This is a genomic window from Niabella digestorum (assembly GCF_036409055.1).
Taxonomy (GTDB): domain Bacteria; phylum Bacteroidota; class Bacteroidia; order Chitinophagales; family Chitinophagaceae; genus Niabella; species Niabella composti.
Genome location: NZ_JAZGLY010000006.1, coordinates 1 through 13,877, shown reverse-complemented (window position 1 = coordinate 13,877; position 13,877 = coordinate 1). Strand labels below are relative to the sequence as shown.

At 37.9% G+C, this 13,877-nt stretch carries 12 protein-coding genes; 2 read left to right on the top strand and 10 right to left on the bottom strand.

The window, feature by feature from the left end:
* Positions 1-142 precede the first annotated feature (142 nt).
* Positions 143-826 carry a transposase gene (locus V2H41_RS10665; protein ID WP_330975141.1) on the top strand — a complete coding sequence of 228 codons (684 nt, stop codon included), beginning with the start codon at positions 143-145 and terminating at the stop codon, positions 824-826.
* Here the strand turns inward: V2H41_RS10665 and V2H41_RS10660 are convergent.
* The 4 genes from V2H41_RS10660 to V2H41_RS10645 all read right to left on the bottom strand — a co-directional run bounded on the left by V2H41_RS10660 (position 755) and on the right by V2H41_RS10645 (position 3,112).
* Positions 755-1,222, bottom strand: coding sequence for a hypothetical protein (locus V2H41_RS10660; RefSeq protein ID WP_330975140.1), 468 nt, complete (start codon positions 1,220-1,222; stop codon positions 755-757). The genes V2H41_RS10665 and V2H41_RS10660 overlap by 72 nt on opposite strands.
* A 5-nt stretch (positions 1,223-1,227) precedes the next feature.
* Positions 1,228-1,860 (bottom strand): hypothetical protein, encoded by a 633-nt coding sequence (locus V2H41_RS10655; RefSeq protein ID WP_330975139.1) that lies wholly within the window; start codon positions 1,858-1,860, stop codon positions 1,228-1,230.
* 87 nt (positions 1,861-1,947) lie between these two features.
* Positions 1,948-2,529, bottom strand: coding sequence for a Crp/Fnr family transcriptional regulator (locus V2H41_RS10650; RefSeq protein ID WP_330975138.1), 582 nt, complete (start codon positions 2,527-2,529; stop codon positions 1,948-1,950).
* Between the two features lie 250 nt (positions 2,530-2,779).
* Positions 2,780-3,112, bottom strand: a complete 333-nt coding sequence (locus V2H41_RS10645) for a hypothetical protein (RefSeq protein WP_330975137.1) — start codon at positions 3,110-3,112, stop codon at positions 2,780-2,782.
* A gap of 111 nt (positions 3,113-3,223) precedes the next feature.
* Between V2H41_RS10645 and V2H41_RS10640 the strand changes: the two genes are divergently transcribed.
* Positions 3,224-3,436 (top strand): hypothetical protein, encoded by a 213-nt coding sequence (locus V2H41_RS10640; protein WP_330975136.1) that lies wholly within the window; start codon positions 3,224-3,226, stop codon positions 3,434-3,436.
* Positions 3,437-3,776: 340 nt separating this feature from the next.
* On the opposite strand, the gene V2H41_RS10635 is transcribed toward V2H41_RS10640, so the two are convergent.
* From V2H41_RS10635 to V2H41_RS10610, 6 genes are all read right to left on the bottom strand, one after another.
* A complete protein-coding gene (locus V2H41_RS10635) occupies positions 3,777-4,571 on the bottom strand; it encodes a cation efflux transmembrane domain-containing protein (protein ID WP_330975135.1) in 795 nt (264 codons plus the stop codon).
* A gap of 5 nt (positions 4,572-4,576) precedes the next feature.
* Positions 4,577-6,748, bottom strand: a complete 2,172-nt coding sequence (locus V2H41_RS10630) for a TonB-dependent receptor (RefSeq protein WP_330975134.1) — start codon at positions 6,746-6,748, stop codon at positions 4,577-4,579.
* A 417-nt stretch (positions 6,749-7,165) separates the two neighbouring features.
* The gene (locus V2H41_RS10625; RefSeq protein ID WP_042344763.1) at positions 7,166-7,501 is read right to left on the bottom strand and encodes a hypothetical protein; all 336 of its coding nucleotides are present in this window, start codon (positions 7,499-7,501) and stop codon (positions 7,166-7,168) included.
* A 619-nt stretch (positions 7,502-8,120) separates the two neighbouring features.
* The gene (locus tag V2H41_RS10620) at positions 8,121-11,897 is read right to left on the bottom strand and encodes a beta-galactosidase small subunit-related protein (RefSeq protein WP_330975133.1); all 3,777 of its coding nucleotides are present in this window, start codon (positions 11,895-11,897) and stop codon (positions 8,121-8,123) included.
* Between the two features lie 405 nt (positions 11,898-12,302).
* Positions 12,303-12,785 carry a hypothetical protein gene (locus V2H41_RS10615; RefSeq protein ID WP_330975132.1) on the bottom strand — a complete coding sequence of 161 codons (483 nt, stop codon included), beginning with the start codon at positions 12,783-12,785 and terminating at the stop codon, positions 12,303-12,305.
* A 257-nt stretch (positions 12,786-13,042) separates the two neighbouring features.
* The gene (locus V2H41_RS10610; protein ID WP_330975131.1) at positions 13,043-13,471 is read right to left on the bottom strand and encodes a hypothetical protein; all 429 of its coding nucleotides are present in this window, start codon (positions 13,469-13,471) and stop codon (positions 13,043-13,045) included.
* Positions 13,472-13,877 lie beyond the last annotated feature (406 nt).

The following is a 13,877-nucleotide window of genomic DNA, read 5'->3' as shown; positions in this document are numbered from 1 at the left end:
TGCGGATAGGGAAGTAGAATTTCAATTTAGCAATTAACCCCGCATTTCACCAAGCTGATGTGCTTGTTGCACAACTATACAAAGTTATAAACAATGATGTGGAAATAGAGTAATTAGGTATAGTATTTGCATTCTTGTAGATATGCAAGGACGTAAACATTTTTCACCTCAATTGTTTTATCAGACCAGCTTAGAGCTACTGGTTCCTCAAGATAATTTTTATAGAATACTCCAAAAAGAACTAAATCTTCATTTTTTATACAAAGCCACTTCTGCATTTTATGGCAAAGAAGGACAAGAAAGTATAGATCCTGTTGTGTTTTTTAAGATACTGCTGGTTGGTTATCTCAACAATATCAACAGCGATAGAGCCTTATTGCGCTACTGTGCAGACAGCTTAAGTATAAGATTGTTTTTGGGGTATGATTTAGATGAAGAATTACCTTGGCATTCGACCATCTCACGGACGCGTCAACTGTATGGCGAAGAAGTATTTTTAAGTTTATTTCAAGACATCTTACGCAAATGCGTTCAAAAAGGAATGGTACGCGGAAAGCGTCAATGTGTGGACAGTGCTTTTATCAAAGCCAATGCAAGTATGGATAGTTTGGTGGAAAAAGAAATCATAGCCGATGCAAAGGTTTATACAGAAGAATTAAACACGCACTCTGACTATCAAGTTACCCCGCAAAAGCAGAAGGAAGTCGAACAACATCACGCTTGGAAACAAGAAGCATATAAGGATATGCCAGGATCACGCAAAACACTTCAAATAGATGAAGATGGAGAAGAAATCCGTCCCAAGTTTTTTCTTCTGTCGGATTAGTCCAATTCCCAATGTCAAAAGTCCAAAAGTCAGTATTGCAATACCAACATACAAAATGAAAATTAGTCCTGTCGGTTCGGTAATTTGTCTGCCGATAGCTGCCGCAAAGAAGCCTAAGCTAATTGTAATGGCTGAAATCGGGAATGAAAGTCGGGCAAACCATTTCCAACGATTGGACAAAGAAGCGTGGTCTGCGAAGAGTTGAGCAACTAACGCAAGAATGACCAAAACACCTGCGTGGGCGTGTCCTGCACGGAACATTGATTTTTGGAAGTCCGTTAATTGCAAATGTTCCTGTTGTCCGCTTAAAACGGTGAGCAAAAAATACCCACCGTAAATGATTGTCGGAACGGAAAGCAAAATGTAACCGCTTATTTTTCTTGCTTCGTTTGTCATAGCTGTTAGTGTTTAAAGGTTGTTGGTGCTTTGTCCAATTTACTTTTAATAAAAATCAAAGCGGTTTCTTCGTTCTTCATAAACGGAATTTCTTTGCCGCCTTTTTCTTTGATGAGTTCAACAGTTTCGGTCAGCACACCTTCTTCGTAGTTGTAGTTTTGCGTAATTCTAAACTTGTTATACGGCATAAACTTACTTGCATTTGGAACATACATTATCAAAACGGATTTACGAAATTCTGCGTCTGTTGTTCCCGTTCCGTTGCCAAGCGATGAATTGATAGTTGCTTGCACTTTTCCGTCAATCAGATTTTGGTAAGCAACTTCAAAATACATTGTCTGGTCTCTGTTACCCGCTTTGCCGTCATAGTCGGGGTGAATACGGTGAAGCGATTTAACGGACTTCCAATGATTGTCGTAGCGTTTTTGAACAACGTCAAATTGGTAATCATAACTTTCTGCTCGCAACCATTGTCCGTTTTCGTATCGGTATGCTTTGCTGACACCGTTCCAAATAATTGTGTAGGTGTCGTCCAACTCAACGGAACGGTTAAGTGGAATGATTACTTGTTTTGAAGTGCTGCAACTCGCCAAAATCATAAAAGCAATTGCAGTAGCGGAAAAAATTATCTTTTTCATTCTGAAACTTTTTTAGTGAAACATTAAATTTTACACTGCAAAAGTCTCAAAGGTGAATAAAGAAGAAATTGACAAATGTTACAATCGCTACTTGTAAGCAATTTTTTTCCGTAGTCGGCTCAAGCTTTCCCGTTCAAGACCTAAGTAGGAAGCAATATGATATAACGGTATTCTGTCAAGAATGTGAGGTTGGTTTTCAAGTAAGTCAAGGTAACGTTGCTCTCCGTCTAAAAACAAAAAGCTCTCAACACGTTGGGTTGTCAGCTTGTAAGATTGTTCGGCTATCATTCTGCCAAAGCGTTCCCAATTTTGCGATTGGTTGTAGGCATTTTGTAAAGCGGATAAATTGAATGTTACAATTTCAGCGTCTTCCAATGCCTGAATGAAGTAGCGGCTTGGTTTACTTTGTAAAAAGCTGTCATAGTCCGTTACAAATTCATTTTCAAATGCAAAATGCGTGTTGATTTCCTTTCCGTCTGCAAGGTAATAAGTTCTGAAACAGCCTTGATTGATAAAGCCGATTTCGTGACAAATTTTTCCTTCGGTCAAAAAGTAGTCTTTCGCTTTAAGTTGTTTTGTCTTTAAAAAGGGTTCAAAAAGCGAACAGTCCTTTTCTGTCAGAAAGGAAACTTGTGTCAGCCAATTTTTAAAGATTTTAAATTCGTCCATTGTCTGTTTGTTGTCCTTGCGGGTTGTCGTCTAAGGTTGCCCATAACGAAAAAGTATTTGCGAAGTGCGGGTTGAATTTAACTGGAAGTTCAATTCAGACAGAGCGGAGCAAAATGCTTTTTCAGATTGTTAAATTACAAATAAAATCAAGATGAAAAGCATTTTTGCGTGTAAATTGTTGATGCTTTTCAACTTTGATTTAAACCCCGCATTTTGCAAATACACTGTTAGCTGTAGTGCAAATTATCTGTTAAGAATTTCTTGTTTCTTTAGTTTCTTTTGAAAGTTTTCCAATAACCATTGGAATTATTATTGCAAAAATACCAGCAATTGTAAGATAATTTTTTTCCGGTAAAAAATTCCAAATGATTAAAAATAAACCACAAACTGTTAATATAATTCTGTTTAATTTATTCTCTAAACTAAAACTAAAAATCAAGTATGAAATTCCAATTAAAGTAAACATTAAAGAATTTATTATACTATTTGTAGTATCAGAAAAATTAAGAAACCAATTTAAAATTTTTGCAGATAAAATAATTAATGCGAAAAACGGAATTGTTTTTAAAAAGATTTTTTTCATTGAATTCTAATTTAGGTTGTATTTTGATTGCATTACAGCTAACGTTCCGCAGGTTGTTGTCAGTGCGGATTAAAAGAACGAAAAGATTATTAAAAGATAAAATTAAATAAAATGGAAAATGTAGCACATAGCACCGAAACCTCATTGCAACAACCTGTTGTTATGAGAAGTGTTTTGGCAGATTTACGAAACCAACTCGAAAGAAGTAGGCAATTAACACAGTCATTTGATGAAGGTGAAGCACGTTGGAGAGATGGAATGGAAAGCGGATTAGAAACCGCAATGGAATTATTGGAGGATGCTCTGAAAAAACATTTCTCATAACGGTTCGCGGCTTGGCGTAGTGGGGGCTTTTCAGCACAAAACTTCATACGAAGTCGAAAGTTCAAATTTACGAAAAACTGTCATACGAAGAACGTCCGCCCCCATTACGCCAAACCGCTGTTAGCTGCTGGCGTTCTGTCCACCGTCTTAGTAAACCATTTGTCTGTATGTCGTCCAAGTGTCGCTGTCGGGTTGTGCGTTCGGGTATTTTTTCTTTTCAGAAGGGCAGGAAATTTTTTATTCAATTTTTTTAGGGAACAAGCACACTCTTTTTGCAGCTTTGGTTTGCGTGTCGGCTTGTAGCGGCTACAAAATGTGTGTGCTTGTGTGCGTTGGCTTTTTACTTCGCTAATTGTAATATTCTGTATGCTCCTCTTGCAACAATTATAAAAACGATTGCTCCAATAATCAAGTCGGGATAACCTGAATTAAGCCAATTAACCAAAAGTCCTGCAACGATAACACCCGAATTAATAATTACGTCATTGGAAGTGAAAATCATACTTGCTTGCATATGAGCTTCTTTGCTTTTACCCTTTTGTAATAAGTAAAGACAAATTACATTAGCGATAAGAGCCAAAACAGAAACGATAATCATTGTTTGAAAATCAGGCATTTTCTCAACTCCTATAAATCGTCTGACTACTTCTACAAAACCAATTACAGCAAGAAGTATTTGAAAATATCCTGCAAATTTTGCGATATTGTTTTTTCTCGTTATTGTTCCACCTACCGCAAATAATGCCAATCCGTAAACAATACTGTCTGCGAGCATATCCAAACTGTCTGCCACTAATCCCATTGAGTTGGAAAAAATTCCAAACAGCATTTCCAAGCCGAAAAACAGAAAATTGATAATAAGAACCGTCCATAACAATTTCCGTTGTTTATTGCTTGTGTCCGTTTCAATTTCTACTCTGCTTTCTTCCGTTGAAACCAAAGAGGTATCAAGGTTCAGCGTATTTAAAGCCAAGTGTATCGGCTCTGGTTTTCCATTATGATGAACTGCTAATTTTCGGTTTGGAATGTCAAAGTCCAATGATTTTATTTCATCAAACTTTTGCAGTTTCATCCGTATTAATTGCTCCTCACTTGGGCAATCCATTTTTGTAATGTTAAATATTGTCTTTTGCATAATTGCTACAATTTTAGTTTTATACCACCATTAATTAAAAAACCGTCAAGCGGTGCGTAAATATCCCTGAAAACAGGATTAGTTACTGTGCCTGTATAAATAGTGTCAAATCGGGTTTGCCTTGCGTCAAGGAAATTTTCAAAGTTGATGTAAACCGAAAATTTCTCCCATAGCTTTTCAACCATAAAACCACAAAGCACATATTGTTTTCCTGTTGCACCGTCACTCAATTTTTGAGGACTGAAATAATACGCTTCCAAACCTACTTTCCATTTGTCCTCTACTTCATACATTAAAACTGAATTTATCCTGTGCTTTGGCGTAAGCGGTGTATTTGTCAAAATTCCGTTTTGATGCAAGCGGGTATCGGTAAATGTATAACCCAAAAACAATTTAAAATCATCATACCCGATTTTGATATTGGTTTCCGTTCCTCTTGTATCAATGTGTCCTGTCGAATTGATAAATTGGTATAATCCGCCTGTTTGAGATTCAAGCAACAAAGGGTTATTCAAATAGGTATAGAAAAAAAGTTGGTTGATACTGAACGTTACTTTTTCGCCAAATACGGTGCGATAATTAAAATCAAAATTTCCTCCGTAACTGCGTTCCAATTTGTTGATGTTTTTATCAATGGGCATTACATTTTGGTATTGTATGCGTTCGCTTTCCTCTGTAAATATGGTTGGCGTTTTATAGCCAAAGCCACCGCCAAGCCGTGAAGAAAATTTGTCGGTTATTTTGAATAATGCTGAAACTCTTGGCAGCAAGGCAATACCATAATCAATAACATAGTCGGCTCTGAAACCTGTTTCAAGATTGAGCCACTTGGTTGCTTTCCACGAATTTTGAGCAAATGCACCAAAAGTAATTTGGTCGTAATTTCTCAACGGAAAAGTGTCTGTCTGCTTTTCCTGAAAGTTATCCGACCAAAGATTTACACCTGCAACCCATTCTGTTTTTTCCCGAACATTGGTATAGCTTGCTTCGCTGAATGTGGCTGTTTGTGTGCCGTCAAAACTGTAATTTGGAATATTGATTATCCTGTTAAAATAACTCACACTGTTCTTGAAATTGAAGAAACTTTTGTCATTAAATTTATGGTCAAAAGACAATTGCGTGGAATAGCGTTGTGTTTTGTTTTCTTCAAAATAACTGTGGATAGTGTCGCCTTTTCCTTGTATAAAATGTATGTCGCCACCGATACGGTTTTCAATAGCTGTGTTTATTCCAACATTCAGTTTTGTTTTGTCGCTGAAATAAACAAATAACTTAGGATTGAAAACATACCTGTCAAATTTTGGAATAGCTGAAAAATCACCCGATGGGGTATAAGCCCAATTGCGGTTATGTGCAGCAAAAATAGTTGTCCCGATTTTGTTAAATCGCTGTCCGTAAAAACCGTTAATGTCAAAACCTCTGCCCGAACTTCCGTTTAAATGAAAACGTAATTCTTTTTCATCTGTCGGTGTTTTGGAAATAAGGTTTACCAATCCTGCTATTGCTCCGCCTCCGTAAAGTGTAGATGAAGAACCTTTAATAATTTCTACTTGCTTTAAGTCAAGCGGTGGCGTTTGCAAAAGTCCTAAACCGCTTGCTGCTCCTGCATATAGCGGAAATCCGTCTTTAAGAATTTGTGTATATCGTCCGTCAAGTCCCTGAATACGAATAGAAGCATTGGCAGACGTTGCGGAAGTTTGCTGCGTTTGTATGCCTGTGCTTTCACTTAAAAGCATACGAATATCGCCTGCTTTCATATTTCCTTTTTCTTCTAATTCTTCCCCTGCAATAAATTCAATTCTTGTCGGAATGTCCTTTATGGTTCTGGAACTTCGGGTAGATGAAATCACAATTTCGTCCAATTCGTCTGCATTTGATTTGAGAAAAATCTCTATCAGGTTTGATGTTGTCAACGGAAAATCAAACGTGTCTTTTCTTGTTTCATAACCGATGTAACGAAATTCAATTATCTGCTTTCCGTTTGGGATATTGGTTAAGGTTATCATTCCGTTAATGTCTGCGGTTGCTCCTGTTGCCGTTTCTGATAAAATAGCTGTCGCACCGATTAACGGCTCTTTTGTTTCGCTGTCTTTTATGACCGCTTTAAATGTATTCTGTCCGAATACGGTATTTATGTTGAATGCTACCATTAGCAGCAAAATGATTTTAAACTTCATTGCCTAAATGATTATTAATGTTTGAAAAATAAGAATTGGCGGTGCGTAGCACCGCAATTTGTTATTGTGCCGAAGGCACGGAAACATTAACTAATCTTGGGCGGTTGCCAAATGGAAGAGAAAAAGTCAGACGTTGTATTTTCCTTGTAAATAGAAACTTTTTTGTCTGAATAAGTGAGGATAGAGTGTATTGAAAATTTTGCTATTGGAAAAGTAAAACCCAAACAGGTATTGCAACTCATAAATGGTGAACAACAATCGCTACAATCTTTGTCACTTTGATTGTCTTGTGATTGTTCGGTTGTTTGCTCCTGAAAACAATTGTCCTCCACCAAGTTTGGTGCTGCTGTCAGCAACAAAACATAAAGGGCTAATATGAAGGAGAAATATTTCACGCTGCAAAGTTAGTATAATTCATTATTTTATTGTCCAATCGTCATTATCATTTTCATTAACGGTTATCTTACTGATAACAGCGTTTGCCCCTGAGTCTGTGTAAGTTCCATACCCATTGACAAATACGCCTTTAGCTCCGTCTTTTTGATTTGTCATTGCGTATAAAATGGCTTCGTCTTCCAAGTCGTTTTGTCCTGTAAAACGATATATTTTGTCAATAACGATGTCGTTCAAATCAACTTTTTCGCCTCCTTTTTTGTAAGATATGTTTTCTTCCAACAAGTTAAAGTCTTCTGTATAACCACGTTGTCTTAGTATTTCTATTACTTCTGATAATGTTTTCTCTGTTGATAGCATAGTGTTCTCTATATAGATGTTTATAAATGCAAAGTTAAAAAAGCGTTGGGAAAAATGGCTCTTTGGATTTTGCCGAAGCGTGGGCTTTTGTGTGTCGGGGCAAAAGCCAATGTGCCATTGTGCGGTGGCAAAAAATTGAATAAAAAAATGTGCGGTAGGGAAAAGAAAAAATACAGAAGGGTCGGCAAGGTGTGTCGGCTTAGTTCTTGTCCGTTTGTAATATGGTCTGTATGTCTTTGTTTATCTGTCAAAATGGTTTACGCTTCTCTTGTTTGTCTGTCCGTTACTGTCAGGGTTGCACGGTCTTTTTACGCTTGCTGCTAACGGTCGCGGGTATGAAACGTGCCGGATTTCGGAGCTGCGTCTGTATCCCACGATACAAAACTTGATGCGGGACGAGACGCTTGAAAACCCACTAAAACCGGCATGTTTTATGACCCGTTGTTGTAGCCAGTTATTTTTTTCAAATATTCCATTCTTGATTTTGTCATCTTAAAACTCTGTTTCAATCTTACCTCAAAATCAATAATTGTATCTGTCGTATTATTTTTTGAACCCCTAAAGCCCAATGTCATATAGTTAAGCATTATGGCTCTTATTATTTTAAAAATTATCAGGCTTACTTATTGATTTTAAATGGTTTTATTGAACTTGTGAACTGTATGGTTTGAGGAATGGTTTGATATTTATTAATCACCCCAATAGCCGTGCATCCTACCCCGGTAGTTTGATAGTCGAAATTGAATGTTACACCATCCGATTTGTTCAATTGATAGGTGTATTTTGCCTTTGACAAATTTTCCGTGCTGTAATTATAGCAATTAAAATTAAATGGTTGTGTTGCCGAGAACTCGATACCGATTCCTTCATCATTTGTTATTCTTACATATTGGTTATCTGTTCGCAAACCACAATCTTGAGGTATTAAATAGGGCTCAAACATATTATCCACTGTTGACTGATAAAGCCCAATACGGTATCCGGTTTTGCGATCGGGATAATTCTCCTGTGGCCCGCGACCAAGCCATTCTACATTTTGCATCTGGCTATTTAATACCCATTTTGTTCCAATGCGTGGCAAGTACATGGGCATGTTTCCATTCGGATGAATTGTGTGCTGTAAAATAATATCACCGTCGGGCGAGATCGTATAAATCATTTCATTCTCAAAGCCTGCCCTGTCTTCATTTCCAAAGAGAGCAATTTCACTAATACTGACAATTATATTCTCATCTTTCTTTTCAACCCGAAATGATTCAAGTTTTGACTTCATTTTATCCAGACCGGTAGAATACCATGCAGTGGCAATCATTCTTCCGTAGCCCTCAGTTCTGGGATATACATTAACCGAATAAGTAGTCCAGTCGTCCAGTTCGTTCGCCAAAGGGGCACGCCAAACATTGAGTTGGGCTCCCTGTTTCAGCAATTCTGTACCCATGTATTTCATGGAGTACAATTGCCCATCGGCTTTATCAAATGTATAATCAAAGTTTTTTCCGGATACAATTAAATGTTGTTCACTATCTGTAATTTTTAAAGGATTGGTCAGATGCTTTACCAATTTTTTATCAGCAGGAACAAACCATGGTAATTCCAATTGATCCCAACACAGTTCAAACCCCTTCGGTGCCCATTGTGTAGCTTCCTTCAAATGAAAACTAACTGTTACCAAATAGGTTGAACCGGCTTTTAGCTGAGGCTTTGGGATAGGAAGAACGTAGATTCCTTCTGCTTCCGGTTCGACATCCACTTCCAAGTTTCCTGAAGCTATAGATGTTCCATTTTCCTCCAGACTCCAACGTGCATCAAAGACATTTGTATTGGTAAAGAAGTGTCGATTCTGTACTTCAATTTCCATTTTTTCGGCATTGCTCCACTTTACAGAAATAGGTTGAGCCGACTTCTTTATTTGCCACATTTCAGGTTGCGGAACCCGATTGGGCCAGATACTTCCATAAGTACGCGCTCCAATTCCATAGCTGAAAAACTCGCCTTCCTTTTCCTCCTGTTCAAAATCGAGCCACAAAGCTGCATGTTTTTTCAAGTCGGGTTTTGATGCATATAAATCATTTATTTCAATCGCTTTGGGGAAAACACCCACCTGATCGATAATGGCATCGCACAAATAAACGGAGGTATGCTGACCATGTGTCTCGGCATTCCTACCCACATTAATAGGAAAAGGAAAATTGGTTATGTTTCTGGTGACCGGTTTTTCAGCAACCTTTTTGTTGTTGATAAATAGTGACATCGTTTTCCCGTCATAAATGCCTGCTACATGATGCCAGTTTTCTATCCAATTTTCGGGTAATTCAGCCCGTATGAATTCTTTTTTATTGGTATAAATATAAAATTCAAGTTGATCGGCACCGATTTGCTGCAAGCCAAATTGATAGTTTCCTTTGGTGAGTATTGTTCCGCCCATATTCATTAACTCACGTGGAAAAATCCAAAGCGAAACCGTTAATTCATTGCCCGAAATTTCGATGTTTTTATCCTGGTAAACTTCCACCCATTGGTCGTGACCATTCAGATCAATGCCTTTTCCATCGTGTCCGGCAACCAGTTTTGCGCGTCCCATGATGTGAGTTGCGACCTTGTTTGGTGAAGAATCTGTCAATTTACGAACTGGCTCGCGCAAGCCTGGACTCACAAAATCCCAGATTGCTCCACCCATGATGCGTGGATACTGGTAAATGACATCCCAATATTCATCAAGTCCACCACCGGCATTCCCGGCCACCGAAAGGTATTCGTCCATAAACGATGGTCGCGCATCAACACTTTCAGGAACCATTCCCACCTGTGTTTTGAGATCAAAAGGAGTAGCATAACGTGGACCAATAATCTCTTCACAAGGGTGAGAAAAAGCATTCCCTCCATACATCCAGTATCGTGTACTGTCATATTTCCGTCCTTCATCAATTACAGCACATATATTTTCCCCTTCCCCAGCCTCGTTGCCTGCACTCCAGAAAAGAATGGAAGGATGATTGCGGTCGCGCAATACCATTTTGCGAACCCGCTCTCGATACATGGGCTCCCACTCAGCCCTATAGGACAAATATTCAGTAGCATGAGCTTCAACTCCTGCTTCGTCAATAATATAGAATCCATATTCGTCGGCCAGTTCTAAATAGCGTGATACAGGTGGATAGTGTGATATGCGCACACAATTTATATTGAATTGTTTAAACAGTTCAAAATCTTTCCGAATGGTGGCTTCGTCCATGGTATGCCCCAAATCGGGGTGTTGCATGTGCGTATTGATACCGTTAAGTTTTATGGCCTTGCCATTGAGGTAGAAAACCTGATTGCGGATTTCGGTTTCTTTAAAACCAATACGACCAGTAATTACTTCTTCGGTTTTTCCTTCATTGTTTATTAATTCCATTGTTAACCGATAGAGATTGGGTGTTTCGGCAGTCCACTTTTTAGGATTTAATACTTCTGATGAAACATTTATAATTTGCTTATCATCTGCACTAATTTGAACTGCATCAGAAGTAAAATCCTGAACCAATGTATTGCTTGCATCAAACAGCGAAGTGCGAACTTTGTAGTTCTGTTTGTCGGTTGTCGATTGGTTATTTACAGTAATCTGCAAATTTAGTTTTGCATTTACATAGTTTTCGTCCAGGTCGGTGGTGGCATACCAGTCGAAGATATGCACATCCTTTTTTGCATACAACCAGACATCGTCGAATATACCAGCAAGGCGCCAATAGTCCTGACTCTCGAGATACACACCATCTGAATATTTAATTACGTTGACGGCAATAGTATTTTCCCCTGGTTTCAGGTAATTGGTAATATCATATTCTGCTGGCTCTTGGGCCCCTTGGTTGTAACCCACTTCCTGTCCGTTGATCCAGACAAACGATGCCGAGGCAGTTTTCTCCATGCGCAAAAAAATGCGTTTGCCATTCCAATCTGGCGGCAGGGTAAATGCTTTGCGATACGAGCCTGTAGGGTTGTATTCGCGAGGAACATAAGGTGGATTGGATTGAAAAGGATGTGCTACATTGCGAAACTGGGGATCGCCAAAGCCCTGCATTTCCCAGTTGGAGGGAACTATAATTTCAGACCATTCCTGATCGTTAAAATTTGATGTAAAAAAGTCGGTGGGTGTACCTTCCGGAGTATGGGCAAAATGGAACTTCCACTTTCCATTTAACGAAAGCACATTCTCTGAATCCGATTTCTTAAGATTTAATGCTTCTTCAATCGACTCCCAAGGAATACAAACCGTGTGTCCTTCAGTCTGGTTGACTTCAAATACCGCTGGATTTTCGATGTAAGGATAAACGTCTGTAAATTTTGGTTGCTGTGCTGAGATTGTAAAAGTTACCAGCGTGATAACTAAACCAACTATTAAACTAACTATTTTTTTCATGCTCGATTACGTTTTTATCTTGATTGAATACTATATTTTTCTCGAAGATAGACTATATGACATTGCCCTAAAGCCAATTACACCAATAAGATCGTCCTTTGGCTTTTTCGTAAATTTCAATTGTGAATCGGAGAACATAAATCCCTTCTTTTTGAGCTTTTCTTTCATAAAATTTATTTACAGCTTCTATTAGTAATTCTTTGGGTTTCATGTCAATATTTAATCTTTGTGTGCTCAGTCTGTATAATTGGCTACAACGTTTCGGGGCTTTGCGATGGTGGGGCAATCGAAGCACAAATCTTTTTTTTTGTACAAAAGTTCAATCGAAGAACTACCGTTGAACTTTGCAGTTTCGCCCCACTATCGCAAAACCCTTGTTACCTGCTGGTTTTTTTGCACTTGTTGTTATTCGTCCGTGTATGTTTCTAAAGAATTGCTAAACCGAAATCTCAAAAAGTTTTTCTTCTGATAATCTATATAATGGTCAAGTGAGTATTCCACTCCGCTTCCGTCTTTCAAATCATATACAGTTGAAGGGCCAGATTTGTCAGTCCACTGTTTTATTATGGAGAGGTCTTTAAGAGTCTTATTATTAGCGTCACAAACCAAAACCTTTTTGTCCGATATTTTTATGATAAAATTTTCTGCTTTCTCTTGTCGTGAATTTTTGTCTAATGCAAATTGCGTTGCTTTTCTACTTTTTGTTGAATAAGGTTTGGTTGCATTTGCAGTTACTAATTTGTTAGTTTTTATAATTGTATAACCAGAGTCAATATTTACAGAATTTTTTGTCGTTTCAGTTTCTTTGGTGTCAACTATTTTATTGTCCGATTGGTGGCAACCATACATTGTAATTGTCAGCAATAGTGCTATATAAAATTTATTCATATTATCATTTTTAATTGTCAAGAGTAACAAGGTTGTTTAAGCTTGCAGGTAACGTTGGCGCATTGGCTGTGCAGTTGCGGATTTTGGCTAAAGCTATTAATTACAAACTGAACTAACAAACGCCCAATGCGGTTTTATAAATTTATGAAATAAATTGAAACCGCATGAGCGTTTGTAAATTGAAAACCTAACGTTGGGAAAGATGCCGCAATTGCGCCAATGCGATGTTAGCGGCTGGTTTTAGTTGTCAATAGTTTTTATTCTTTATATTGACTAACGGATTTCAACTTACCATTGATAAATTCAATGGTAAATTCATCTATATATTTATTTGACCCTTTGTACTTCCACGTTTCGTGAACCTCGTCATTATATCCATAATTATTTATATTAGTTGATTGTGGACGCCCCATAAGAATCTTAACAGAGTCTTTTGACATATATGTATGCAATTTAACTATACCTTTTTTTGTGGTGAGTTCAAATGATTGGATATTTCTTTGTCCGTTTTCATCTATATCAGAATCGCCAAAAGATTGATTAAGTTTTTTTAACGCTTTCATTCTGATTTCTTCACGTAATCTATTTTCTTCTGTGTTTTGTGTTGCTGCGATAATGTATAATACACCAATTGTACAAACTACTCCAAGTACAAACCCTAACGAAATTTTCAAAAACGTATTCATATTGCAATAATTTTGTGACCTTTCAATGTTTATTTTTTGTGTGGTGATGTCCGTAAACTTGCCGCTAACGTTTTCGGGCTTTGCGTTCGGGCGGGTTTCGGAGCACAAAACTGTCAACCAGCACTGAACTTAAATAGAAGCACAAAGCTCCAAGTTTGCACGTCACCCCGCCTGACGCAAAACCCGTGTGCCTGTTGCACAACTCAAATCAAATATAATTATTTTTTGTAACTTGCTATATGCAAGGACGAAAAGATTTTACACCCAAATTGTTTTACGAGCTGAGCTTAGACTGTTTAGTTCCTCAAGAGGATTTCTATCGAAAAGTAAATCAACATTTAGAGCTACACTTTCTCTATAAAGCTACCGCCCCATACTACGGCAGAGAAGGACAACAGAGCATTGA